Raw genomic sequence first — 23,461 nt, forward strand, 5'->3', positions numbered from 1 at the left:
CTCAGGGCCGCCGGTAAGGGTGATCGGCCGCGGAAATCGCGCGGCGCACGGTTTCCAGCGGCGGTTCGTCGCGCAGGAAATCGTCGGAGTAATAGGCCAGGTGACGCGCGCCCGCCTGCTGCAGCCGATGCAGCTGGCGTACCAGGGTATCGGCCGGGATCGCCCGTGGCGTGCCGCGCCAGTCGCGCGCCTGCAGCTCGAACACCAGGCGGTCGGCGGCGCCGGGCAGACGCAGCGCCGCTTCGGCCAGGCCTGCCAGCCAGGCATCCGCATCGGCCGCCTGCTCCAGCCACGGCATGCTCATCAGCGCGACCTGGTCGTAGCTGGCGAGGAAGCGCGCCGCACTGTGCGCACTGTGCAATTCATCGGCTTCGTCCAGTACCGGCCCGGCAAACAGGTTGCGCGCGCTTTTCAGGCCGGGACGCCAGGTACCGGCGCGGCGCAGCAGTTCCTGGGTGAAGGCAATCAGCGCATCGGTGCGTGCCCGGCCCGGCGGCGGCGCGGCGGCGGCCAGCGCGTCGTCGTCGCGCAGCACCGCGTCGTCGCCGAACAGCACGCCGGCGGCATAGCCGCTGGCGGCGAGGTCCTCGTACATATCACCGATCAGCTGGCGGCTTTCGGCCAGGAACGGATCCAGCCGCGGCGGATCCTGCGGCCCGTGCGCACGCGGCGGCGCAATCTGCAGCCGCTGCTGCTGCACCGCGTCGGGCAGTACGAAGCCCAGTACCGGCATCCAGGCGAATACTTCCACGCCGGTGCGCGTGCGCAGCTGCCAGGCTACGCGCGAATACAGGTCGGCGCGCAGCGGCAGGTGGCGGTTGGGGAAATACACCGCAGCGGCGGCGCCGTCGCCGTCGGGATCGGCGAAAGCCTGCAGCCACACCTGATTGACGCCGAGCCGGCGCACGCGCTCCAGCAGCGCGTCGAGATTGCGTTCCAATTGGGCCGCGTCGGCGTCGTAGACCGCGTCCAGATCGATCTGCACCGCGCGCACCGGCCCGCGCCGCAGCGGACGGCGCAGCTCATTGGCCAGGCCGGCGGAATCCGGATTGGCGCTGAGCAGGATGCGCGCAATCGATGCGTCCCCGGCCGGCTGCTGGCCGGCCAGGCTGAAAGAGACTTCCATGCCCAGCGTCGCGGCGATTTCCTCGCCGACCCGGCTGTGCGCGCCGTAGGGCCACACCACCGCCCGCGGCGATGTGCCGGTCAACGCGCGGATCTGCTGCGCACTGCGCGCAAGATCGTCATGCAGGCGCTGGCGCAGCGCGGCTTCGGTTTCGTAGCCGGCGGCGCTCCAGATGCGCGTGGTCGCCGCCGGCTGCTGTCCGCCCAGTGCATTGGCCGGCACGGCCCGGTGCAGGTCGTAGCTGTGCGAAACCACGTCGACCAGGCCGGAACCGGCCAGCTCGCGCAGTTGCTGCGGGCTGAGAAATTCCGCGCGCACATGCTTGCTGCCGGCGTATTCCACCGTTTCTCCCGGCGCCAGGTCCAGCCAGCGCCCAACCACCGCCACCACGGCCGGATAGCGGTACGCGCGCAGCAGCGGCAGCACGCGCGTGGTGGCACTGACCAGGCCGTCGTCGAAGGTCAGCAGCACGGATTTCTGCGGCAGCGTGCCGCGGCCGGCGCGCGCGGCGATGACCTGGTCCAGGCTGACCACGCTGTAGCCCTGCGCCCGCAGCCATTCAAAATGATCGACCAGATGGCGCGTGCTGATCGCCTCGCGGTCCGCATCGACATTGCCGTCGACCGCATCGCGCACGTCGTGATAGGACAGAACCGTCAGCGCCGCGGCGGGCAGGCTCAGCGCCAGCAGCAGCAGGGCGAGCAGGACACGCTTCATCAGGGCAGGCATCGCCATTGCGGGCATCACCATGGCAGGCCGCCCCAATGCAGCGCGGCGAATACTTCGCGGCGGGTCTCGCTGCGGCCGTCGTAGGCCTGGCGGAACCAAGCCAGGCCGTAGCGCAGCGACCAGGACGGTCCCCACTGCCACTCGTGTTCGTAGTTCAGGCGCAGCACGCTGCTGCTGCCGTAATCCTGCTGCCAGTAGCGGCCGGCCCAGACGCCCAGGCGCTGGTTCCAGCGGTTTTCGTAGCGGCGCCAGCTCATCCAGTCGAGCACGCCGCCGAGCAGGCCCATGCGGTCGCGCTCCGGATTGAAATACGGCCCGCCGGCCAGGCTATTGCGCGAAGCGGCGAACTCGCCATGCAGATCCAGCTTCAGATGCGGCTGCGTGATGACCTGCTCGCGCCAGGCCAGCGCGGCGCTGTCGCGCTGGTTGCCGTCGCTGAAATCCAGCCGCGCCAGGTGCAGGCTGAGATCGCTGCGCTCATTGCGCTGCCAGCCGCCGCCCAGCGCATAGGAGCGCGCGGTGATGCCGTAGTAGCGGCCGCGCAGCGGCGCATCGCGGCTGGCGCTGCTGGTCTGTGCGCCCAGCCACCAGCGATCGGAGACGCGCCAGCGCAGCGCGGTCTCGAACGCATCGCGCTGCGAATGGCCGTCTTGCGGCGTGAACCAGGCAGCACGCAGATCCACGCCGGCATGGTCGTAGCGCAGGCCCAGGCCGTTGCGCTCGTAGGCCACCGTGCCTTCGGGAATATCGGCGTCCTGCTTCTGCGCCTGCGCATAGACGCGCCAGAAATCGCCGATCAGCGGCGTGGCCAGACTGAATTCCCCGCCCTGTTCGCGGTTGCCGAATACGGCGCTGTCGCCCTGGGCACGGCGCGCGCCCAGATCCAGCTGCCAGCCGCGGAAGGCGTCCCATTCCTCGCGCTGGCGCTGCACGTGGCGGTTGGCCGGCACAGCGGCCTCGATCTCGCGCAGCGGCGCGTCGATGCGCTCGTAGTGGCCCAGCGCGCGCTCGGCGCCGAGCAGATCCAGGCGCAGAGCCAGGCTTTCCTCATCCAGGCTGCGCGCAAGGCGGTACTGGCGCAGGGCGCGCTCAGGCCAGCCGCGGCGCAGGTAGATCGTGGCAAGTTCGCGCTGCAGGTCGGCCCGTGCCGGCGCCTCGACGGCCAGGGCTTCCAGCCGCGCCTGGGCCTGTTCCAGATCGTCGCCGAAGGAAAGCAGCAGGGCCAGGCTGATCTCGGCGCGGGCGCGCTCGCCGTTGGCCAGCGGCTGGGCCGCGCCGGGCGAGCGCGTCCACGGCGGGTTGTGCGCGATAGCCGCCTCGACGGTGCGGCGCGCCGCGGCGAAATCCTCGGCTTCGAGCTGGGCGTACATCAGCGACAACTCGACATCGGTCTGGCGCGGCTGCGCCGCCAGCGCGGCCTGGTACTGCGTGATCGCCGCGCGCGGCCGGCGCAGATAAAGCAAGGCGTCGGCATAGGCCACCTGCACGTAGGACGGCAGTTCCACGCCTTCGTGCAGCAGGGCTTCGGCGGCCACCACTGTTTCCTGCATGCGTTCGAGCTGGCGCAGCGCGAGTACGCGGTCCAGGCGCGCACGCCGGCGCTGCTCCACCGCATCCGCGCTCAGCGTGACCAGGTTGGCCTCGGCCCGGGCCAGCGCATCGCGCGCTTCGGCCAGTTCGTCGGCGCGGTTTTCCGGCAGGTACAGCGCCCAGCGTATGGCCTGGGCGGCGCGGTCGGTATGCAGGCGGTCGCGTTCGGCGTCGCTGAGCGGACCCTGCGCCAGCGCGGCCTGGGTCGCGCCGAGGTCGGCCAGCGCCGCGCGCACGCCGGCGGCGGCTTCGGCGGAATCGGCCTGCAGCCGCTGGGCGCGCTGGTAGAGATCCAGCGCATCCGCCGTACGGCCGCTGCGCTGGCGCACATAGGCCGCGGCCAGCAGCACGTCGGCACCGGCCTGTCCCTGCAACAGCGCATCGGCGCGCGCGTTGGCGGCCTCCGCATCGCCGGCCTCGGCCAGGCTCATCGCGGCGCCGGCGGCCGCGGCCGTCAGATCCGGCTGGCGCTGCAGCGCCGCGTCGAACCAGGCAGCGGCAACCGCGTACTGGCCCCGGTTGCGCGCCGCCCGCGCCGCGGCCAGCCGCACAGCAGCCGGCCACGATTCCGGCGCCTGCGGCGGCAGCAGGGACAGCGCATACGCATCCTCGCCCGCACGATGGGCCGCCATGACCGCCGCGCCGCGCAGCGCGGCGTCGTCCGGACGGCGTTGCAGCTGCGCGCGCAGCTGCGGCAGTTCCGCGCCGGCATCCGCGGGCGCGGCCTGCGCATCCATTGCCGTACAGACTGCGCAGGCCAGCAAGGCGCTGGCGGCCGCACTCCGGCGCAAGCGCCCGGCGGCACTTCCTGTCGTCACCAAATTCCCCCCGATTCCTGCGTACCGGGTTCAGCAGCACGCGGGCCAATTGTCGGCGCGCAGCCTAGGCAGCGCCGCCGCGGGGCGGCAAGCAAACAAGCCTTACCAATCGCAAACTAGTGTGTATCTTGTAACTAGTTCCATGACTTCCGCGGCGCATCGTGCGTACGCGCGGCAAACAATGTGCGTTAGTCCATCAGCGCGGCAGAAACATCGGCGCGGCGATGCGAATCGCCCATACGGCGACGTGCGCCTGCGGCCGCAGCGTCCGCGCGAGCGAGCGGCCCGCACCGCAGCAACGCAAATTCCCGCCCGCAATCCCGAATCCCGACGCACCAGCCAGTCGGCAACGCTCAGCCCGCCAGATCATCCAGAATGGGACAATCCGGCCGCGCATCGCCATGGCAGTTGTGCGCCAGATCCGCCAGGCTGCGGCGGGCCTGCAGCTGCGCGAGCTTCTCGTCCAGCGCCTGCACATGCGCCAGGGCCAGGCGCTTGACCAGGGCACTGGAGCGGCGCCGGTCGTCCGCAGGCCGAGCAGGTGTTCGATCTCCTTGAGCGCGAAACCCCGCCCGCGCGCACGGTGGCCTGCTCGCCGGCCAGGTTCACCGCCGCATCGGTAACGCCGGGCACGCGCAGCGCACGCTCCACCCGCCCGGCGCAGGACATGCGGGTAATGTCCAGATGCAGGGCTTGCCGCGGTATGACGGAATCAGTGGGGCTCATGGGTACTCCTGTCGGTCAGGAGTGCAGCCTGATCCTTCCCATCGTGGCAAGGTCAAGCGAAGGGATTCGATATTCGGGATTCGGATTTGAAGTCGAGAACTTCGCGCCTCAATCTTTCCCGCTCAACGACCAGTTTCACATCCCGAATTTCGACTCCCCGCGCTTGAAACTTCCGCCCACACCCCGCAGTCTATGCGCCGCCTTTCGCTATCCGGACCGTTTGTGCTGCGTACCGCGCTCAAGATCCTGCTTGCTGTCGTGCTCTGCCTGAACGGGTTTCTTGTGCCCGTTGCGATGGCGGCGCCGGTGCCTGCGGATGCGCAGATGCAGGCCGAAGCCGCCGTCCCCTGTCATGGCGATGCCGCCGATACGGCGCTGGCAAAGCAGGCCCGGCAGGGCGCGCCCGATTCCCCCGCCCATCCCGACTGCTGCAAGCGCGGCCACTGCCTCTGCGCGGTGCTGTTCTCGCTGCAGGTGCCCGAAGTCGGCCTGCCCGCGCTGGCGCCGCAGGCCGGCGCCGTTGGCGGACGCGATGGCGTGGACTACGCCAGTCTGCGCAGCGCGGTGGCGCTGCGTCCGCCCATAGCCTGATCGTCTCCGCGGCGCATTTGCCGCCGCCGCAGTGGAAACGCGCCGCGCCGCGGCGCATGGTTCCCCGCGGGTCCGCGTCCGCCGTCGCAAGAGGGCGCGGGCCTGCCCACACACGAGCACGATCATGCAAACCCGATATCTGCCGTTGCCGCTGGCGGCTGCGCTGGCGCTGCTGTCCGGCTGTGTCGCCGTGTCGCGCCGCGAAGGCGCAGCCAATGTCGAACAGCTGCTGCAGCCGCGCCTGAGCACGCCGTTCCAATGGCGTGCCGACCCGTCCGCCGCGGTTATCGACGCCCGCGCCGCCGAGCTGCTGGCACAACCGCTCACACCGCTGAGCGCCTTCCAGCTGGCCCAGCTGCGCAATCCGGCCATCGCCAGCCATTACGCCGAACTGGGCATCGCCCAGGCTGCGGTGGTCGAAGCCAGCCGCATAGGCAACCCCGGCTTCTCCATCGCTTCAAGCAAGGAGCAGGGCCCGGCCAAGATCACCACCGGCGTCAGCCTGCCGCTCAGCGACCTGCTGCTGTTGTCCTCGCGCCGCCAGTTCGCCGCCGGCGAATACGAGCGCAGCCAGCTGCTGATCGCCCAGGCGCTGTTTGATCTGGCCGCCGACACCGCCTCGGACTGGTACGCCGCCGCCGGTGCCGAACAGGTCGCCGCCATGCGTGCGGCCGTGGCCGAGGCGGCGGACGCCTCGGCCGAGCTGGCCAGGCGTTTCCACGACGCCGGCAATATCAGCGCGCTGCAGCTCAAGCTGGAACAGGCCGCCGCGAGCCAGGCGCGCATCGCCGCTGCCGCCGCCCGGGCCGAGGCCCAGCGCGCGCGGCTGGCGCTGAACACACGCATGGGGCTGTCCGGCGCCGAAGCCGCGCGCTGGCGGCTGGACCTGCCGCTGCTGGCGCCGGTGGAAACCGAGGACGAGGCCGCCGGCCTGCTCGCCCTGGCGCAGCAGCAGCGGCTGGATCTCGCCGCCGCCCGGCGCGACGTGGAATTGCTGGACCAGGCGCTGAAACTGGTGCGGCGCTGGCGTCTGCTGGGCAACGTGGAGGTCGGCTATGAACGCGAGAAGGAAAGCGACGGCAGCCGTTCGCGCGGCCCCACCCTGACCCTGGCGATCCCGCTGTTCAACCAGGGCCAGGCCGCCATCGCCCGCGCCGAAGCCCAGCTGGAACAGGGCCGCGCCAGCCTGGCGCAGCTGCAACTCGGCGTGGACAACGCCGTGCGCCTGGGCGTGGAACAGGTCGCCGCCCAGCGCGCCATCGTCGCCGATTACCGCGACGCCCTGGTGCCGCAGCGCGAGGCCGTGGTGCAGCGCGAGCTGGAACGCTTCAACTACATGCTGATCGGCGCGTTTGAACTGCTGCTGGCGCGGCAGCAGGAATACGACGCCTACCAGGGCTATCTGCTGGCCGTGCGCGACTACTGGCAGGCCCGGGTGGAACTGGCCCGCGCGGTAGGCGCGGAGCTGCCCAGCACCGCGGCAGCGCGCACCCGCGCGCTGGGCGTGGAATCCGTGCTGCAGCCGGCGGCCGGGGCCGGCAGCGGACACGGCGGACATGGCAACCACGGCCAGATCAACGACAAGGCGCAGGACCACAGCGCACACGGCAAGCCGCAGCAGGATGGTGCCGGCGGCGGCCATGCGGGCCGCGGCACGCAGGAGCCTGCCGACGGCAAATCGCAGGATGCCGGCGATCACAGCGCGCATCAGGGGCAGAGCGGCGAGTCGCAGGATCACAGCACTCACCAGATGCGGAGCCACGAGTCGCAGGATCACAGCGCCCATCAGAAGCAGAGCGGCACCGCGCAAGACCACAGCAAGCACCGTGACGGCCAGGACGACGAAGCCGGCAACGGCCACGAAGGCCATGGCGATCACGGCAAGCAGCCGCTCCCTGCGAATCCGGCCGGCCCCAGGAACGAAAGCACCGGCAGCAGCCACGAAAACCACTCCGGTCACAGCAACCGAAACAGCGACGGCAACGACGCAGGCCACGGCGACCACAGCAGCCGCCAGAACACCGGCAACAAGAAACCAGAAGCCGCCGACGACCACAGCCAGCACCACAACCACGGCGACCACAACGCCGCCCAGCCGCCCCACGGAGCCCAGCCATGACCACCCGACGCGAACTGCTGCAACTGATGGGCGCCGGTGGCGCCGGCCTGATCGCCGCCGCCGCGGCGCGGCCGCTGCAGGCCCAGCCCGGCGGCGATGCGCTGCCGCGGCGCCAGGGCCGCAGCGCCCAGGGCTACCGGCCCGTGCGCACGCTCAACGGCTGGACCCTGCCTTACCGCATGAACAACGGGGTAAAGGAATTCCACCTCGTCGCCGAGGAGATCGAGCACGAATTCGCCCCCGGCGCGCGCGCGCGCTGCTGGGGCTACAACGGCACCACGCCGGGGCCGACCATCGAGGCCGTCGAAGGCGACCGCGTGCGCATCTTCGTCACCAACCGGCTCAAGGAAGGCACTACCGTGCACTGGCACGGCATAGACCTGCCCAACGGCTTCGACGGCATCAGCGGCCTGAACCAGCCGCGCATCGAGCCCGGCGAGACCTATGTATACGAGTACACACTGAAACAGCACGGCACCCACATGTACCACCCGCATGCCGACGAAATGACCCAGATGGCGTTCGGCATGATGGGCCTGTTCATCATCCATCCCAAGGACGGCGAGGAAGAACCCATCGACCGCGACTACGCCTTCCTGCTGCACAACTGGGCGCTGCATCCGGGCACCTACCGGCCGGATCCGTCGGTGATGCAGGACTTCGACCTATGGACCTTCAATTCGCGCGTATTCCCGGCCATCGACCCCGTCGTGATGCGCACCGGCGAGCGCCTGCGCCTGCGCATAGGCAACCTGTCGATGTGGAACCACCCCATCCACATGCACAGCAACCCGTTCTGGGTCACGGGTTCGGACGCCGGCCGCTGGCCGCGGGCGCAGTGGCGGCGCGAAGTGACCGAGATCGTCGGCGTGGGCCAGATGCGCGATCTGGAATTCGTCGCCACCGAGCCCGGCGACTGGGCCCTGCACTGCCACATGGCCCATCACACCATGGGCCCCATGGGTCACGAGATCCCCAACACCGTCGGCGTGGACCAGCGCGGCGTGGAAGCGCGCATACGCAAGCTGCTGCCGGGCTACATGGCCATGGGCAAGGACGGCATGTCCGAGCACAGCGAGCATGTCGCCATGGGCATGCAGGGGCCGGAGAACACCTTGCCCATGATGGCCGGCCAGGGCCAGTTCGGCCCGATCGAGATGGGCGGCATGTTCACCGTGGTCAAGGTGCGCGACGATCAGGCGGCAGACGACTACGGCGATCCAGGCTGGTACCGTTATCCCAAGGACCAGATCGCGCGCCGCGTCAGCAGCGATCCGGATTTCGGCCAGCCGCAGCGGCGTGATCCTTACGGCAAGGCAGCCGCGCGTCCCGCGACGCCGGCAGCGCCGCCCATGGATCATTCCGGCCACGGCAAACACGGAGACTGATCATGCAAACCGCACCGCCACGGCCGATCCGCGCCGCCCTGATCCTGGCCACCGTCCTGTTCGCCGCGGCCGCCGCGGCGACGGAGCCGCGGGTGGAACAGCCGGCCGCGCCCGCCCTGCCCGATCCGGCGGCCACGGCCGCGGCCGCCGTGGCGGAACAGTTCCACAATGCGCTGCAGCGCGGCCAGGGCGAGGCCGCACTGCAGCTGCTGGACCCGGCCGTGCAGATCTACGAGGCCGGCCATGTGGAACGCAGCCGCGACGAGTACGCCGCCAGCCACCTCGCCGCCGACATGAGCTATGCCCGCACGGCCCAGGCCACGGTGAAATCGCGCAAGGCCGAGGTCGCCGGCGAGCTGGCCTGGGTGGCCAGCGAATCGGAAGTGCAGACCGAACGCCAGGGCAAGCCGGTCAAGCTCGCCAGCCTGGAAACCCTGGTGCTGAAGAACACGCCGCAGGGCTGGCGCATCGTGCATATCCACTGGTCCTCGCGCGAGCTGAAGCCCGCGCCCTGAACGGCGCGCCGCGGCAGGAACTCAGCCCAGCCGCCGCAGCACCTGCTCCACCGCCGCGGCATTGTCCGCCTGCAGCTGCGCGATCAGCCGCTGCAGGCGGCCGTCGCCGAACAGGCGCGCATGCACGGCGGCATAATCGTCGAGCACGCCGCGCGCCGTTTCCAGCAGATCGTCGTAAGCCGCCCACACAATGAATTCGTGATAAGGCACCGCCTCGCGCAGCGGCACATCTTCGCTGACCACGATCACGCCCTTGAGCAAGGCCGGCAGCACGCGCAGCTCTTCCAGGGTGTGGTGATCGCCGGTCTGGTGCACGTTGAGCAGGACGCGGCTGGCGCGGTACAGCGCGCCCACGCCGGCGCCGTCCCAGATGCCGCGGACGTTGCGCAGCGGCAGGCTCCGTGCGCGCGCCTGGCGCAGCAGCACGGCGCGGCGCGGCTGGCGCGGATCGGCGAAGGTGGCCAGCAGCGGCAGCGGACGCGCCGCGGCGGCGAAATCCGGCGCATACAGCAGCGGAGCGATGGCCACACAGCGCGCGAGGTAGTCGCCGTGCCGGCCGCCGGCGGCGATATGGGCCAGGTTCTGCCGGCTGTAATCGATTACCGCAGCGGCTTGCAGCAGGCGCTCCAGCCCGGCGATGCGCACCAGATAGCGTTCCTCGCCGCGCCCCGTGGGCACGGTGCCCGCCACCGCGCCGGCGCTGTCGCGGCCGCCGGGGCGGACCAGGGTGTGTTCCCACTGGAAGGCGATGCGGTGCGCCTGCCTTGTAGAAGAAACGTCATTTTCAACAACGTCGCCGAAGCACAGGCGCAGAGCCTGCGTGCGCCGCCGCAGCGCCAGGCGGAACAGGGCGACGCAGTAGTCGTGGTATTCGCGCAGGAACGGCGCGGGCCGGGCGGCATAGATCAGCCAGGATGCGCCGGCAGGCTCAGCTACCGCGCCGGCGGTGCGCGAGCCCGGCCACAGCGCAAGCCACCGGCGCCGCAGCGCGCCGCGCAGGGCCGAACGCCGCAACCGCGACAGCGCAGCCTCGGCGGCAGCGGCCGCGCCGTCATCCGATGACGCAGCGCCACCCGGCGCCGCGGGCGCGGGCCGCCCGCCGTCCTGCGCGGGCACCGCCCGGCGTGCGGGCAGCAGCGCCTCCGGCGCGACGACCTTGCCCATGCGTCCGCGCAGCACGTCGAAGACGCCGCGCAGCAGACAGGCCGCCCGTGCCGGCCGCCGCGGCGCCAGCAGCAGCGCACGTCCCAGTTTCTTGAGCGCTACCAGCGCGGCGACGCCAGTCCCCGCATGCCGCCGCGCCAGTTCGATCTCGTTGCGCGCGTGGTAGTAGTACATGCCGTCGCGCAGCGCCGGCCAGTCGCGCTGGCTGCCGCCGCCGGCGTGCCACAGGCGCGCGCGCGGCACCAGCCAGCTGGCCACGCCGGCGTCGCGCAGGCGATAGCAGTAGTCGATTTCCTCGCAGTAGAGGAACCAGGCGCCGTCCAGCCAGCCGTGTTTCTGCACCAACGCCAGCGGCAGCAGCAGGCAGCTGCCCGCGGCCGCGCCGACGCGGCAGGCCTGCGCCGCATTCCAGCGCGGGCTCCACGGCACCGCCCGGTCGCGCCGCCACGGCCGCGGCCGGCCGTCAGGCTGCAGATATTTCTGCGGAAAATTCAACACAACCGCGTCGCCGCGCCGGCACAGCGGTGCGCCGCCGTAGAGCGCGTCGCCATGTTCGCGCCAGGCGGCCATGAGTTCGTGCAGGGTCTGCGCCTCGACCTCGGCATCGCTGTTGAGCAGCAGCAGCGCGGCCGCGCCCCATTCCTGCGCCTGGCGCAGGGCAGCGGCATGGCCGCCGGCATAACCCCGATTTTCCGCGTTGACGATCAGCCGTACCGCCGGAAACGCCGCGGCGATGCGCGCGGCGCTGTCGTCGGCCGAGGCATTGTCGACCACGATGACGCGGAAGTTTTCATACGTGGAGGAATACAGCGACGCCAGGCAGTCCAGCGTCGCCTGCGGCGTATTCCAGTTCAGCACCGAGACGGCGAGCAGCGGCGCTTCAGTCATGCGCCGGCTCCACCCGCGGCAGCCCTGTCCAGGGCACGAAGGCCAGCTGCACCAGGCCGCAGACCAGCCAGGCCAGCGCGCCGGCCGTGAACCCCAGCGACGGGGTCAGTCTCAGCAGCACGGCCAGTTGCAGCGCCAGGGTCAGGCCGTTGATCAGCGCAAGGCGGCGGTGGCGGCGCTGCGCCAGCAGCCAGGCGCCGAACGGCGCATAGATCGCCAGCGCGGCCACGCCCAGCAGCATCAGGCGCAGCGGCGCAGCCAGTACTGCGGCGGTAGCCGCATCGTGCAGCCACAGCCGCAGCAGCGGCGGTGCGAGCGACGCCAGCAGCAGGCTGGGCACAACCACCAACAGCAGCGAAGCCCGCAGCATGGCCCGCAGCTCCCGGCGCGGCGCGGCCGCCGCGGCCAGGCGCGGCAGGAACGCGCGCTGTATGGGCATCTGTAACTGCAGCAGCGACAGCACCACCGTGGCGGCGAGGAAATAGCGGCCGTAGTCGGCCGCCGGCAGCAGCACCGCCAGCACCAGCCGGTCGACCTGGCCGGTGAGCAGGCCCAGCGCCGCTGCCGGCGCATACGCGGCGACGGCGCGGCCCGCGGCATACGCGGTTGCCGCGGGCGCGGCCGGCGCCTGCGCCCGCACCGCGCGCAGGTTCAGCACCAGCTCGACCAGGCCGATCAGCACGAACGGCAGCAGCCAGGCCACGGCGCTGGCTTGCCATTGGGTAATCAGCAGCAGGGCCAGCGCGTGCTTGCACAGCAGCGCCAGGGCCAGGCGGCGATTTGCCTCGCCATGGCGCTGCAGGCCGTTCCAGTAGCCCAGCGCGGCGCCGTTGCAGAACTGGAACAGCCATTGCACCAGGGCCAGGCGCAATGGCCAGGCCAGGGCCGCGTCCGGCGGATACAGCGCCAGCAGCGCCTGTCCCGCCACGAATAGCGGCAGCGCCAGCCGCAGATAGCTGCGCAGATAGGCGCCGAAAACCGCCGGCGCCCGCTCCGGCGCCGCCGCGAGATCGCGCAGCAGCGGCGGCCCCAGGGCCAGCTCCAGCGCGAACAGCAGGCCTTGCAGGGCCAGGCACTGCGCCACCAGGCCCCACTGTGCCGGACCCAGCAGGCGCAGATACAGCGGCAGCAGAAATACGGTCACCGCCGCCATCAGCAGCAGCTGGCCGTAATTGGCGAGCAGATTCAGCGCCAGCTGCCGGCGCGGCGCGATGGCGTTCATGCGCTGCCGCCGGCCGCGCCGCGCGTTGCATTGCGTCTTGGCAAACCTTCCTCCCCGCGGCGCCGCCGCTTTCCCCGCCAGCCAACGTGCACGTCCTTCCTTCCCGGCCGGGCAGTATTTTCACCCAGAGAAACCATTCGTAACCGTACAGGCCGAGGCGCCGGAAATTATTTCGCTACCATGGCCTGGCGTGCTTCTACGCCTGCGGCCGGACGGGAATTTCCGTTCGCCGCCGTATCGATCCAGGGTCCCGCGGTGCTCCTGTGGCAGGCGGTCGCGTTGCAGCGGAATGCAGGAATCGTCGATGGAAAGTCGCGCGTCAGCGTCTTGGCTGGCCAACCAGCCCATCCAGTTCAAGCTGGCTCTCGCGTTTGCCGGCGTGCTGCTCGCCTTCGTCGGCGCCTGCGTCGGCATAGTCAGCGCACTGGGCAGCCAGCAGGCCGCGCGCCAGGCGATGCAGCGCACCACCGCCGGCGTGATCGCCGCGCAGCAGCTGCGCAGCGTGATGCACGAGTACGAAATCGCCATCTACGCCGTGCTTTCCGACGACGCCGAGGCAGCCGCCCGGCTCGAACCGCTGCGCCGCCGCCTGGATGCGGCGACGGGCGAACTGGTCTCCCGCGCCGCCGGCAACGAGGAACTGCATGCGCGCGCCCTGCTGGTGCAGCAGCGCCAGCGCGACTGGATCGCCACCGCGGCCGATCCGCTGCTGGCCCAGGCCGCGGCGGTAGCGGCGGCCGAACGCGAACGCAGCCTGCACGCGCTGACCCAGCGCTTCGGCGAACTGGACCGCCGCCATGGCGAACCCGTGCTGGACCTGCTGCAGGAGATCGAACAGCAGGCCCTGGCCGACCTGGCCCGGCGCACCGCCGAGCTGGATCGCGCCACCAGCTTCACCGAGATCACCGTACTGGCCATGCTGGGCCTGGGCGTGCTGGCCGGCGTGCTGGCGCTGTGGCTGTCCGGCCGCCTGATCGTGCAGCCCGTGCGCGAGCTGACCGGCCTGATGACGCGCCTCTCCGAACAGGACCACGCCATCGTCGTGCCGCAGCAGCAGCGCCGCGACGAGATCGGCGCCATGGCGCGCGCGCTGGAAGTGTTCAAGCAGACTGCGGCGCGCACCTATCTGCAGAACTGGAACAAGACCGCCATCAACGAAGTCGCCGCCGCCCTGCAGCGCTGCGCCGACGCACGCGAATTCGCCGACACCTTCTGCGCCGAGCTGACGCCCCGGCTGCAGGCCGGCCTGGGCCTGTTCTTCCATTTCGACGAGGACAACGGCCAGCTCGAACTGAGCGGCAGCTACGGCTTCAAGCAGCGCCGCCACCTCGAAACCCGCTACGCACCGGGCGAAGGCATCACCGGCCAGTGCGCGCGCGAACGCAAGACCATCGTGCTCTCGCCGGTGCCGGAAGACTATGTCCGGGTGCATTCGGGCAGCGGCGAAGCCACGCCGCGCAGCGTCATCGCGCTGCCGCTGAACCTCAAGGAACGCCTGCTCGGCGTGGTGGAATTCGCCAGCTTCGGCCCGTTCAGCAGCCAGCAGCAGGAACTGCTGGACGAGCTGCTGCCCATCGTCGCCCTGAGCTTCGACAACCTCAGCCGCGCCCTGCGCACGCGCGAGCTGCTCAGCCGCAGCCAGGCCCAGGCGCAGGAGCTGCAGCGTTCGGAGGAAGCCCTGCGCGTGCAGCGCGAGGAGCTGCGTTCCACCAACGATGAGCTGTCGGCCAAGACCGTGCAGCTGGAGGAACAGCAGCAGCGCCTGCAGGCTTCGGAGGAAGAACTGCGCGTACAGGCCGAGGAACTGCAGGCTTCCAACGAGGAACTGCGCCAGAAGACGGAAACCCTCAACGAGCAGAAGCAGGTGCTGGAGATCCTGCAGCGCGAGACCGAGAACAAGGCGCAGGAACTGGCCCGCGCCAGCCAGTACAAATCCGACTTCCTCGCCAACATGTCGCACGAGCTGCGCACGCCGCTCAACAGCATGCTGATCCTCTCGCGCGGCCTGGCCGACAATGACGACGGCCGCCTCGCGCCGGACCAGGTCGAATCGGCGCGCGTGATCTTCGACGCCGGCAGCAATCTGCTGCGCCTGATCAACGACATTCTCGACCTGTCCAAGATCGAGGCCGGCAAGATGGACGTGCTGGTCGAGCCGCTGTCGCTGCAGAGTTTTGCCCAGGGCCTGATGCGTACCTACCGGCCGCTGGCGCGGGAGAAGGACCTGGGCTTCAGCATCGAGGTGGACGAAACCCTGCCGGCGGAAATCCATACCGACGGCTCCAAGCTGGAGCAGATCGTCGGCAACCTCGCCGGCAACGCGATCAAGTTCACCCGCGAAGGCCAGGTCGGCATCCGCTTCACGCCCTGCCCGGCCGGCCTGGCCGCGCCGCTGCAGCTGGCACCGCAGGACCTGTTCTGCATCGTGGTGGAGGACAGCGGCATCGGCATACCGCCGCACAAGCTGGCGGCGATCTTCGGCGTGTTCGAGCAGGTCGACGCCAGCACTGCGCGGCGCTACGGCGGCAGTGGCCTGGGGCTGTCCATTGCCCGGCGCCTGGCCCAGTTGCTCGGCGGCGAGGTGACCGCGGAAAGCACCGAAGGCCGCGGCAGCCGCTTCAGCGTGGTGCTGCCGCGCCTGGCCCTGTCGCGCAGCGCCGGCAGCGAGGCGCCGGCACCGGCCGTTGCCGCACCCGCAGCGGCCGTTCCCGCGGCCTATGCGCCGCTGCCCTACCCGGCGTCCGCGCCTGCCGCGCCGCCGCAGACGCCGCGCAACCTGCCGGCCGCCTGGGTCGACGACGACCGCGGCAACATCCGTCCCGGCGACACCGTCATCCTCACCATCGAGGACGATCCGCTCTTCGCCCGCATCCTGGTCGAGCAGATCCGCGCCAAGGGCTTCCGCGCCCTGGCCGCGCCCGACGGCGAGAGCGGCCTGGTCCTGGCCGGCGAATACCGCCCCAACGGCGTGCTGCTGGATGTGCTGCTGCCCGGCATGGACGGCTGGGCGGTGATGCGCCGCCTGCGCACCAGCCCGGCGACCCAGGGCATTCCCGTCCACTTTATCTCCGGCGTGGACGAATCCGCCCGCGGGCGCGAGCTGGGCGCGGTCGGCTTCCTTACCAAGCCGGCGCCGCGCGAAGCCCTGGCCGAGGCCTTCGACCGCCTGCTCGCCAACGACCAGGGCCGCCTGCGCCATGTGCTGGTGGTGGACGACGACGTGGATTCCTTCCTCATCGTGCAGAACATGCTGGCCTCGGCCTCGGTGCAGGTCGACAGCGCGCATACCGGCGCCGAAGGGCTGGACGCGCTGCGCGAACGCCATTTCGACTGCCTGGTGCTGGACCTGCAATTGCCGGACATGTCCGGCTTCGACTTCCTCGACCAGTACGCCAAGCTCGACGGCACGCCGCCGGTGGTGATCCATTCCGCGCGCGATCTCTCCAGCGACGAAAGCCTGCGCCTGCGCCAGTTCACCGACAGCATCGTGATCAAGGGCGCGCGCTCGCCGCAGCGCCTGCTCGACGAGGTGCGCCTGTTCCTGCACAGCATGCGCCAGCCCGGCGGCGACAGCTACGTGGCGCGCGACGTGGACACGGGCCTGAGCGGACGCAGCGTGCTGGTCGTCGACGACGACATGCGCAACATCTTCGCCCTGTCCAAGACCCTGCGCGCCAAGGGACTCAACGTGCTCATGGCCCAGGACGGCCTGAAGGCGCTGCGCCAGCTGGACGAGAATCCGGCCATCCAGCTCGTGCTGATGGACATCATGATGCCCGGCATGGACGGCTACGAGACCATACGCGAGATCCGCAAGCGTCCGGCACTGAAGAAGCTGCCGGTCATCGCCATCACCGCCAAGGCCATGCGCGGCGACCGCGACCGCTGCCTGGAAGCCGGCGCCAACGACTACCTCTCCAAGCCGCTGGATATCGACAAACTGCTGTCGATGATGCGCGTATGGCTGCACGCCTGATGGCCAGGCCGGACGTCGAGGAAGTCGAGGTCGAACTGTTCGTGCGCGCGCTCAAGCTGCGCCACGGCTACGATTTCGGCGAATACGCCCGCGCCTCGCTCCGCCGCCGCGTCAACGCGCTGGTGCAGAGCCTGGGCACGGAGACCATCAGCGAGCTGACCGCGCGCGTGCTGCGCGACGACACCTTGCTGCCGCGCATCATCGCCGGGCTGTCGGTGCCGGTGTCGGAGATGTTCCGCGACCCGCCGGTGTTCCGCAAACTGCGCGACGAGGTGCTGCCGCTGCTGGCCTCGTATCCGCGCATCAATATCTGGCAGGCCGGCTGCGCCTTCGGCCAGGAGGTCTATTCCCTGGCTATACTGCTGCACGAGGCCGGCCTGTACGACCGCAGCCAGATCTACGCCACCGATTTCAGCGACGCCGCCATCGCCCGCGCCCAGGAAGGCATTTTCCCGGCGCGCGAGGCGCGCCTGTATTCGGAGAACTATCTTGCCGCCGGCGGCCGCCATTCGCTGGCCGACTACTACCACGCGCGCTACGAGCTGATCACCATTGACGACGCGCTCAAGCGCAATGTGACGTTCGCCAACCACAACCTGGTCTGCGACGGGGTATTTTGCGAAGCCCACCTGATCCTGTGCCGCAACGTGCTGATCTATTTCACCGACCCGCTGCAGAACCACGTGCTGGAACTGTTCCGCGACAGCCTGGTGCGCAGCGGGTTTCTCTGCCTGGGCACGCGCGAGAACATTTCCTTCGCCCGCGCCGCGCGCGATTTCCGCGCCCTCGACGCCCGCCTGCGCATCTTCCAGCTAGAACAGTCCCGGCCATGAGGCCGCGCACGGATGTGCTGGTGCTGGGCTGTTCCGCCGGCGGCCTGCGCGCCCTGCACATACTGCTGGCCGGGCTGGATACGCGCCTGGCCCTGCCGGTGGTTGCGGTCTGCCATACCGGCTCGGACGATGTCAGCCTGCTGTGCGAACTGCTCAACCGCTCCAGCACGCTGCCGGTGCACGAAGCCATGGAACGCACCACGCCGCAGGCGGGCCACGTCTATATCGCGCCGTCGGGCTATCACCTGCTGCTGGGCGGCGACGGCCGCTTCGCCCTGTCGGTGGACCCGCGCGTAGGCTTCGCCCGGCCGTCGATCGACGTGCTGTTTGAAAGCGCCGCCGACGCCCATGGCCCGCGCTGCGCCGGCCTGGTCATGACCGGCGCCAACAGCGACGGCGCGCTGGGCCTGGCGCGCATACGCGCGCACGGCGGACTCGGCCTGGTGCAGGATCCGGCCGAAGCCGAAGTCAGCGTAATGCCCGCTGCCGCCCTGGCGCAGGCCGGCGCCGACCACTGCCTGCCGCTGGCGCAGCTGGCGCCGCTGCTGAACCGCCTGTTTGCGCCGGAATAAGGGCCGCCGCGCAGTGGATCCGCAGCGTGGCGGACAGCGCGCGGCCTTGGCGCACGGCGGCCATGGCCGGCGCGTGCCGTTCCTTTGAATTTTTCAGCCGATTTCCAACGGCCGCAGTTTCGGCACCACCGGCACATCCAGCGGCGGCGCGTCGGTGGGCCGGTGCGTGTTCTTGCGCGGATCCGGCGGATCTTCCTCGCCCGGTTCACGCTGCGGCAGGTCGGCCGGATCGGGCACGCCGTGTATGCGCCCGGGCGCGAACTTGCCCGGCCTCACAGCCAGCCACCGAAGATCAGCACGGCCAGGACGATCAGCACTACCAGCAGGCCGCCGCCAGGCGCATAGCCCCAGCTGCGGCTGTAAGGCCAAGTCGGCAGCGCACCGATAACGAGCAACAGCAGCACGATCAGCAGAATGGTCGAAAGGGTCATGATTCACTCCTTGAAGTTGCGGGCGGCAGGCGCGTTCAGCGCTTGTCCGGGCGGTCGGTCCAGTAGGCATTCCATTCGTCGCGGGAGATGGCGCCGTCGCTGTCCTTGTCGATGCGGCTGAAATCCATGCCCTGGGCTTCGTCGGCGCCGAGTTCGTCCTTGACCAGCTTGCCGTCCTTGTTCGCATCGAGCTGGTCGAACGACTTGGCGGAAACATCGCCGCGCTTCTCCGGCGCAGGCTGGGGCTCGGCCGGCTTGGGCGTCGGCATCTGGCGCCGTTCCGGATCCTGCTGCTGTTGCGCGCTGTCCACGGGCTGGGGCCGCTCGCTCTGCGGCGCCTGTGCCAGCGCCGCGGCGGACAGGCCCAGCACGGTGCCGATCAGATAGGACGTGAGCTTCATGCGCCTGCTCCGGCGGCAAGGCGGATTGCCTTGCGCCAGAGTACGCAGGAAGCATGCCGGACAGCCGCCGCGCCGTTGTGGCGGCGAAAAACCCGGCCCAGTCCGGCCCCGCCCGGCGCAGTCCGCCACCGCCGCCGCGCAGCCTGCACGAAAGCGCAGCGCCGCCTGTCGTATTGCACGGCAGGCGGCAGCGGCGCGCGGTATACAGCGGCCACAAACGCACATTTCACGGTGTTTGCGCACTGGCACCGATCTTGCCGATGTCTGCGGCAAACCAATCCGGAAAACCGCCATGCCGCAGAACGACAAACCCGCGCGCGAACAGGCCAGGGACACCGTGCAGCGCCAGCGCCGCATCCAGCAGGACGTGGACCGCAGCGAACGCAAGCAGGCCGGAAAAGCCAAGCCGGAAAGCGAGGAAAAGCGCCCCGCCGCGGTACAGGCCGGCGCGCGCGAACAGCCGGAGAACCCGCTGCCGGCCCAGCACCTGCGCAAGCCCGGCTACGAACACGAACTGGATCCGCAGCCGCGCTTCCTTGCCCCGGACTACGTCGGCAGCGGCAAGCTCGAAGGCATGGCCGCGATCATCACCGGCGCCGACTCCGGCATAGGCCGCGCCGTGGCCGTGCTGTTCGCGCGCGAAGGTGCCGATGTCGCCGTGCTGCATCTCAACGAACACGAGGATGCCGCGGTCACGCGCCAGCACGTCGAGGTCGAAGGGCGCCGCTGCCTGGTGCTCGCCGGCGACGTGCGCGACGCGCAATTCTGCAACGATGCCGTGCAGCGCTGCGTGGACGCCTTCGGCCGCCTCGACATCCTGGTCAACAACGCCGCCTTCCAGCAGCACTGCGCCTCGCTGGAAGACTTGAGCGAGGAACACCTTCAGGAAACCCTGCAGACCAATATCGCCGGCTATTTCCACATGGCCCGCGCCGCCCTGCCGCATCTGCGCCGCGGCGGCTGCATCATCAACACCGGCTCCGAGACCGGCCTGTTCGGCAGCAAGGAGCTGCTGGACTATTCCGCCACCAAGGGCGCCATCCACGCGTTCACCATGGCCCTGGCCAGCCAGCTCGCCGAGCGCGGCATCCGCGTCAACGCCATCGCGCCCGGACCGGTGTGGACGCCGCTGAACCCGGCCGACCGCAGCGCCGCGGAAGTCGCCGAATTCGGCCAGGACAGCGCCATGCACCGGCCGGCCCAGCCCGAAGAGCTGTCGCCGGCCTACGTGTTCCTGGCCTCGCCCGTCTGCGCCAGCTACATCAGCGGCGCCGTGCTGCCGGTGATGGGCGGACCACGCGGCTGAACGATCCATCCACGCCAGAGGAGAAGCGCCATGCCCCGCGGTGACAAATCCGCCTACAACGCGCGCCAGAAACGCCAGGCCGAACATATCGAGGAAAGCTACGAGGACCGCGGCGTCTCCAAGGAAGAAGCCGAGCGCCGCGCCTGGGCCACGGTAAACAAACAGGACGGCGGTGCCCTGCCCGGCCCCAAGACCAAGCACCCCCGGCGCAGCGGCGCTGCGCGCAAACGGGCTGCGGGCAAGACGGCAGCCAGCAAGAGCAGCGCGAAGAAAGCGACGACGAAGAAAATCGCCGCAAAGAAAGCAGCAGCGAAGAAAGCGCCGGCGAAGAAGACCGCGGCAAAGAAAACAGCTGCGAAGAAGGCGCCAGCGAAGAAAGCAACAGCGAAGAAAGCCACGACCAGACGTGCCGCGGGCAAACGCGCCGGTTCCCGTGCCACGAAGAAGACTGCGGCACGCAGCAGTGCGCGCAAGTCAACGGCCCGCAGGACCAGTTCCGACCGCAAGCGCACAGGCCGCCGCAGCGCTGCGAAATAAGCCGGTGCGCACAAAGAAACCGCGACTTGATCACGTTCCTGCGGCACACCCGACGCTGACCTCAGGACGCTTCATGCGCAAGAGTTCATTGGCCAACCGCGCCGGCGCAAAGCCCAACTATGCCTGCGAGCGGCGAGGCCATCCGCACAGGGCGAGAGAGACTTGGCCGCCGAAGCGCCTGACCGGCCGGTAGGGATGCATTGACGTCGAGCGGGAATGGCGCCCCTGGCGCCACCACCCACAGCGCCCGGTCCGCCCAACTTCCGGTACATGCATGGCCGCTACCCAGCCAGCACACTCGTAGGAACAAAGGACGTTCCTGTACCTATGACAATTTTGACAGTCTTCAGCGCAAACCGCTTCCTGCTGCTCCGCCGGACGGTTATCTGCGTCCTGGCCGGACTACTGATCTTCTACCACTGCACTGTCCTCTACGAACTCTATCTTGGCGGAGGCAACTACGAGGGGCTGTACGACAGGTCACTGAACGGGACGCCGAAGTCCTACGAATACATCCAGTCGGCACTGCGTCTGCTCATCGTCACCAGCCTGATCCTGGTGGCCTGCGGCATCCGCAGCGCCCTGTGGCTGATGTGGACGAGCATAGGCACACTGGTTGTTACCCACTACTGGGCGTATTTCGGCGATATCCCGGTCGCCTTTGTCGCAGGGCGTCATCCGCTCTCCTACCTGAAGGGTTTTATCTTCCCGACGATCATCACACTGATGATGCTGCTGCCGTCCCGGCCGGCACGCCCTGGTGCCGCGCTTTCGCAGCAATCGGCGTCCATCTCCCCGACGGAATGACGCGGGCGGCGCATCGAAGACATCGAAACCGTCGTTCTCCCGGCGCTTGCTGCAGGCCTGACGCGGCCCGAGGCGAAATCCGCCATCCCGGCGGAATCCCCACTGCGCAGCGCAGCGGTCCGTGGCACCATCGACCGGTCAACGACAGGACCTGCGCATGCGCCGCGAATCCGATCTGATCGAAACCTTCTACCAGGCCTTCCAGCGCCGCGACGGCGCAGCCATGGCCGCCTGTTACGCGCCGGATGCGAATTTCCGCGACCCGGTGTTTGAACTGCGCGGCGCCGATGTCGGCCGCATGTGGCGCATGCTGTGCGAGCGCGGCAAGGATCTGCGCGTGGAATACAACGCCGTGCAGGCAAATGGCGATCGCGGCAGCGCCAACTGGCAGGCCTGGTACAGCTTCAGCAAGACCGGCCGCCCGGTGCACAACCTCATCCATGCCGAATTTGAATTCCGCGACGGCCGCATCGCCCGGCATGTGGACAGCTTCGATTTCTGGCGCTGGTCGCGCCAGGCGCTGGGGCCGGCCGGACTGCTGCTGGGCTGGACGCCGCTGCTGCGCAACAAGGTGCGCGCCGAGGCGCGGCGCGGACTGGAAAAATTCACCGGGTGAAAACGGCGGCCGGCACCGCGCGGCCCCGGAGGCGCTTGGAGGCCGGCGTCGCCGCAAACCGGCGGCCGGTCAGAAATACGGCGGTGCGCAGCGCATTCCGCTGCCGTCCGGCCGCAGTCCCGCCACAGTCCGCGAAATTCAATCCGGCTGACAGCCCTCCAGCTCGCCGCGCCGCGCCAGCAGGAAATCGATCAGCGCGCGCAGCGCCGGCGAAACCCGGCGCTCGGTATAGACCAGGTTCAAGGGCACGGCCTCGCCCACCCACTGCGGCAGCACGCGCTGCAGGCGGCCGGCGCGCACGTCCTGCACTACGTCGGCCCAGATGCGATAGGCCACGCCGCGGCCCTGGACGGCCCAGCGGCGCACCATTTCCGCATCGTTGAAGGTCCAGCGCGGTGCGACCTGGACTTCGCATTCCTCCGCGCCGCGCACGAAGCGCCAGCGGTCGGCCGGACGCTGCTGGCGCATATAGCAGACGGTATCGTGCGCGGGCAGTTCCTGCGGCTGCAGCGGCAGGCCGCGGCGCGCGATGTAGTCCGGCGCCGCGCAGGCCACGCGCAGCAGCTGCGCCAGCGGCAGCGCGATCAGGCTGGAATCGACGGGATGGCCGTAGCGCAGGGCCAGGTCCACCGGCGCGGCGTAGAAGTCGGCGATGGCATCGTCCAGGGTGATCTGGAAGCGCACCTGCGGATGCAGCGCGGCGAATTCGTCCAGCCAGCCGGCCAGACGGTTGCGGCCGAAATCCGCCGGCGCGGTGATGCGTACCAGGCCGCCGCCGTCGGCGCCCGCGGCCAGCGCCAGGCGGCCGGCGCCCAGCGCCGCCAGTGCCTCGCGCGCATGCGGCAGGTAGCGTTCGCCCTCGGCGCTCAGGCGCAGGCTGCGCGTGGTGCGCAGGATCAGGCGCGCGCCCAGCTGGGCTTCCAGCCGCTTCAGTGCCGCGCTGGCCACGGCCAGGGTGATGCCCAAGGCGCGCGCGGCGTGGCTCAGGCGGCCACTGTCGGCGCAGGCGACGAAGACGGCGATGTCGGACAGGGATTCGCTCATTCTCAACTGCGGATTGATTCTGTGTCGGCGCCGCCGCCGCTGTCGCGACGATACGCCCATCG

The 23,461-nt window shown here is 69.9% G+C and carries 20 protein-coding genes; 11 read left to right on the forward strand and 9 right to left on the reverse strand.

Going from position 1 to position 23,461, the window contains the following annotated elements:
- Position 1: 1 nt before the first annotated feature.
- The 3 genes from pgaB to NM961_RS23925 all read right to left on the reverse strand — a co-directional run bounded on the left by pgaB (position 2) and on the right by NM961_RS23925 (position 4,989).
- Positions 2-1,861, reverse strand: coding sequence for a poly-beta-1,6-N-acetyl-D-glucosamine N-deacetylase PgaB (gene pgaB / locus NM961_RS02785; RefSeq protein WP_255911025.1), 1,860 nt, complete (start codon positions 1,859-1,861; stop codon positions 2-4).
- A gap of 8 nt (positions 1,862-1,869) precedes the next feature.
- Positions 1,870-4,182 carry a poly-beta-1,6 N-acetyl-D-glucosamine export porin PgaA gene (gene pgaA / locus NM961_RS02790; RefSeq protein ID WP_255911027.1) on the reverse strand — a complete coding sequence of 771 codons (2,313 nt, stop codon included), beginning with the start codon at positions 4,180-4,182 and terminating at the stop codon, positions 1,870-1,872.
- Between the two features lie 447 nt (positions 4,183-4,629).
- The gene (locus NM961_RS23925; RefSeq protein ID WP_343231899.1) at positions 4,630-4,989 is read right to left on the reverse strand and encodes a cation transporter; all 360 of its coding nucleotides are present in this window, start codon (positions 4,987-4,989) and stop codon (positions 4,630-4,632) included.
- A 222-nt stretch (positions 4,990-5,211) separates the two neighbouring features.
- Between NM961_RS23925 and NM961_RS02800 the strand changes: the two genes are divergently transcribed.
- The 4 genes from NM961_RS02800 (at position 5,212) to NM961_RS02815 (ending at position 9,602) form a co-directional block, all read left to right on the forward strand.
- Positions 5,212-5,580: a CopL family metal-binding regulatory protein gene (locus NM961_RS02800; RefSeq protein ID WP_255911029.1), complete on the forward strand. Its 369-nt coding sequence runs from the start codon at positions 5,212-5,214 to the stop codon at positions 5,578-5,580.
- A gap of 124 nt (positions 5,581-5,704) precedes the next feature.
- On the forward strand, positions 5,705-7,699 hold the full coding sequence (locus NM961_RS02805) for a TolC family protein (RefSeq protein WP_255911031.1): 1,995 nt from the start codon (positions 5,705-5,707) through the stop codon (positions 7,697-7,699).
- Positions 7,696-9,087 carry a multicopper oxidase family protein gene (locus NM961_RS02810; protein WP_255911033.1) on the forward strand — a complete coding sequence of 464 codons (1,392 nt, stop codon included), beginning with the start codon at positions 7,696-7,698 and terminating at the stop codon, positions 9,085-9,087. The genes NM961_RS02805 and NM961_RS02810 overlap by 4 nt, the downstream gene beginning before the upstream one ends.
- Positions 9,088-9,089: 2 nt before the next feature.
- The gene (locus NM961_RS02815; protein ID WP_255911036.1) at positions 9,090-9,602 is read left to right on the forward strand and encodes a nuclear transport factor 2 family protein; all 513 of its coding nucleotides are present in this window, start codon (positions 9,090-9,092) and stop codon (positions 9,600-9,602) included.
- Between the two features lie 21 nt (positions 9,603-9,623).
- Here NM961_RS02815 and NM961_RS02820 read toward each other — a convergent pair whose 3' ends face one another.
- Positions 9,624-11,654, reverse strand: a complete 2,031-nt coding sequence (locus tag NM961_RS02820; protein WP_255911038.1) for a glycosyltransferase family 2 protein — start codon at positions 11,652-11,654, stop codon at positions 9,624-9,626.
- Entirely contained in the window at positions 11,647-12,876 is a 1,230-nt protein-coding gene (locus NM961_RS02825; protein WP_255911040.1) for a polysaccharide biosynthesis protein, read from the reverse strand. The genes NM961_RS02820 and NM961_RS02825 overlap by 8 nt, the downstream gene beginning before the upstream one ends.
- Before the next feature lie 304 nt (positions 12,877-13,180).
- Here NM961_RS02825 and NM961_RS02830 point away from each other — a divergent pair, with 304 nt between their 5' ends.
- The 3 genes from NM961_RS02830 to NM961_RS02840 are packed head-to-tail and all read left to right on the forward strand — an operon-like array spanning position 13,181 to position 18,257.
- Complete coding sequence (locus tag NM961_RS02830) at positions 13,181-16,852, forward strand: response regulator (RefSeq protein WP_255911042.1); 3,672 nt, start codon at positions 13,181-13,183, stop codon at positions 16,850-16,852.
- Positions 16,837-17,685: a CheR family methyltransferase gene (locus NM961_RS02835; protein WP_255911044.1), complete on the forward strand. Its 849-nt coding sequence runs from the start codon at positions 16,837-16,839 to the stop codon at positions 17,683-17,685. The genes NM961_RS02830 and NM961_RS02835 overlap by 16 nt, the downstream gene beginning before the upstream one ends.
- The gene (locus NM961_RS02840) at positions 17,682-18,257 is read left to right on the forward strand and encodes a chemotaxis protein CheB (protein WP_255911046.1); all 576 of its coding nucleotides are present in this window, start codon (positions 17,682-17,684) and stop codon (positions 18,255-18,257) included. Before NM961_RS02835 ends, NM961_RS02840 begins: the two co-directional genes overlap by 4 nt.
- Before the next feature lie 93 nt (positions 18,258-18,350).
- Here the strand turns inward: NM961_RS02840 and NM961_RS02845 are convergent, their stop codons facing one another.
- From NM961_RS02845 to NM961_RS02855, 3 genes are read right to left on the reverse strand one after another with little or no spacing between them, the layout of a single operon-like run.
- On the reverse strand, positions 18,351-18,533 hold the full coding sequence (locus NM961_RS02845) for a hypothetical protein (protein ID WP_255911048.1): 183 nt from the start codon (positions 18,531-18,533) through the stop codon (positions 18,351-18,353).
- Entirely contained in the window at positions 18,530-18,688 is a 159-nt protein-coding gene (locus NM961_RS02850) for a DUF3309 family protein (protein WP_255911050.1), read from the reverse strand. Before NM961_RS02850 ends, NM961_RS02845 begins: the two co-directional genes overlap by 4 nt.
- Positions 18,689-18,723: 35 nt before the next feature.
- Positions 18,724-19,089: an EF-hand domain-containing protein gene (locus NM961_RS02855; RefSeq protein WP_255911052.1), complete on the reverse strand. Its 366-nt coding sequence runs from the start codon at positions 19,087-19,089 to the stop codon at positions 18,724-18,726.
- A gap of 292 nt (positions 19,090-19,381) precedes the next feature.
- Between NM961_RS02855 and NM961_RS02860 the strand changes: the two genes are divergently transcribed.
- From NM961_RS02860 to NM961_RS02875, 4 genes are all read left to right on the forward strand, one after another.
- On the forward strand, positions 19,382-20,395 hold the full coding sequence (locus NM961_RS02860; protein WP_255911054.1) for an SDR family oxidoreductase: 1,014 nt from the start codon (positions 19,382-19,384) through the stop codon (positions 20,393-20,395).
- 30 nt (positions 20,396-20,425) lie between these two features.
- Positions 20,426-20,932, forward strand: a complete 507-nt coding sequence (locus NM961_RS02865) for a hypothetical protein (protein WP_255911056.1) — start codon at positions 20,426-20,428, stop codon at positions 20,930-20,932.
- Between the two features lie 327 nt (positions 20,933-21,259).
- Positions 21,260-21,739, forward strand: coding sequence for a hypothetical protein (locus NM961_RS02870; RefSeq protein ID WP_255911058.1), 480 nt, complete (start codon positions 21,260-21,262; stop codon positions 21,737-21,739).
- A 157-nt stretch (positions 21,740-21,896) separates the two neighbouring features.
- Positions 21,897-22,355: a nuclear transport factor 2 family protein gene (locus tag NM961_RS02875; protein WP_255911061.1), complete on the forward strand. Its 459-nt coding sequence runs from the start codon at positions 21,897-21,899 to the stop codon at positions 22,353-22,355.
- 138 nt (positions 22,356-22,493) lie between these two features.
- Here the strand turns inward: NM961_RS02875 and NM961_RS02880 are convergent, their stop codons facing one another.
- A complete protein-coding gene (locus NM961_RS02880; RefSeq protein ID WP_255911064.1) occupies positions 22,494-23,399 on the reverse strand; it encodes a LysR family transcriptional regulator in 906 nt (301 codons plus the stop codon).
- Positions 23,400-23,461: the final 62 nt, after the last annotated feature.

Source organism: Tahibacter harae (genome assembly GCF_024437735.1).
In the GTDB taxonomy this organism is placed as follows: Bacteria; Pseudomonadota; Gammaproteobacteria; order Xanthomonadales; family Rhodanobacteraceae; genus Tahibacter; species Tahibacter harae.

Coding starts and splice junctions, on each gene's coding strand:
- pgaB (WP_255911025.1), bottom strand. CDS start 1,861: ATGGCGATGCCTGCCCTGATGAAGCGTGTCCTGCTCGCCCTGCTGCTG.
- pgaA (WP_255911027.1), bottom strand. CDS start 4,182: ATGGATGCGCAGGCCGCGCCCGCGGATGCCGGCGCGGAACTGCCGCAG.
- NM961_RS23925 (WP_343231899.1), bottom strand. CDS start 4,989: ATGAGCCCCACTGATTCCGTCATACCGCGGCAAGCCCTGCATCTGGAC.
- NM961_RS02805 (WP_255911031.1), top strand. CDS start 5,705: ATGCAAACCCGATATCTGCCGTTGCCGCTGGCGGCTGCGCTGGCGCTG.
- NM961_RS02810 (WP_255911033.1), top strand. CDS start 7,696: ATGACCACCCGACGCGAACTGCTGCAACTGATGGGCGCCGGTGGCGCC.
- NM961_RS02815 (WP_255911036.1), top strand. CDS start 9,090: ATGCAAACCGCACCGCCACGGCCGATCCGCGCCGCCCTGATCCTGGCC.
- NM961_RS02820 (WP_255911038.1), bottom strand. CDS start 11,654: ATGACTGAAGCGCCGCTGCTCGCCGTCTCGGTGCTGAACTGGAATACG.
- NM961_RS02825 (WP_255911040.1), bottom strand. CDS start 12,876: ATGAACGCCATCGCGCCGCGCCGGCAGCTGGCGCTGAATCTGCTCGCC.
- NM961_RS02830 (WP_255911042.1), top strand. CDS start 13,181: ATGGAAAGTCGCGCGTCAGCGTCTTGGCTGGCCAACCAGCCCATCCAG.
- NM961_RS02835 (WP_255911044.1), top strand. CDS start 16,837: ATGGCTGCACGCCTGATGGCCAGGCCGGACGTCGAGGAAGTCGAGGTC.
- NM961_RS02840 (WP_255911046.1), top strand. CDS start 17,682: ATGAGGCCGCGCACGGATGTGCTGGTGCTGGGCTGTTCCGCCGGCGGC.
- NM961_RS02850 (WP_255911050.1), bottom strand. CDS start 18,688: ATGACCCTTTCGACCATTCTGCTGATCGTGCTGCTGTTGCTCGTTATC.
- NM961_RS02855 (WP_255911052.1), bottom strand. CDS start 19,089: ATGAAGCTCACGTCCTATCTGATCGGCACCGTGCTGGGCCTGTCCGCC.
- NM961_RS02860 (WP_255911054.1), top strand. CDS start 19,382: ATGCCGCAGAACGACAAACCCGCGCGCGAACAGGCCAGGGACACCGTG.
- NM961_RS02865 (WP_255911056.1), top strand. CDS start 20,426: ATGCCCCGCGGTGACAAATCCGCCTACAACGCGCGCCAGAAACGCCAG.
- NM961_RS02870 (WP_255911058.1), top strand. CDS start 21,260: ATGACAATTTTGACAGTCTTCAGCGCAAACCGCTTCCTGCTGCTCCGC.
- NM961_RS02875 (WP_255911061.1), top strand. CDS start 21,897: ATGCGCCGCGAATCCGATCTGATCGAAACCTTCTACCAGGCCTTCCAG.
- NM961_RS02880 (WP_255911064.1), bottom strand. CDS start 23,399: ATGAGCGAATCCCTGTCCGACATCGCCGTCTTCGTCGCCTGCGCCGAC.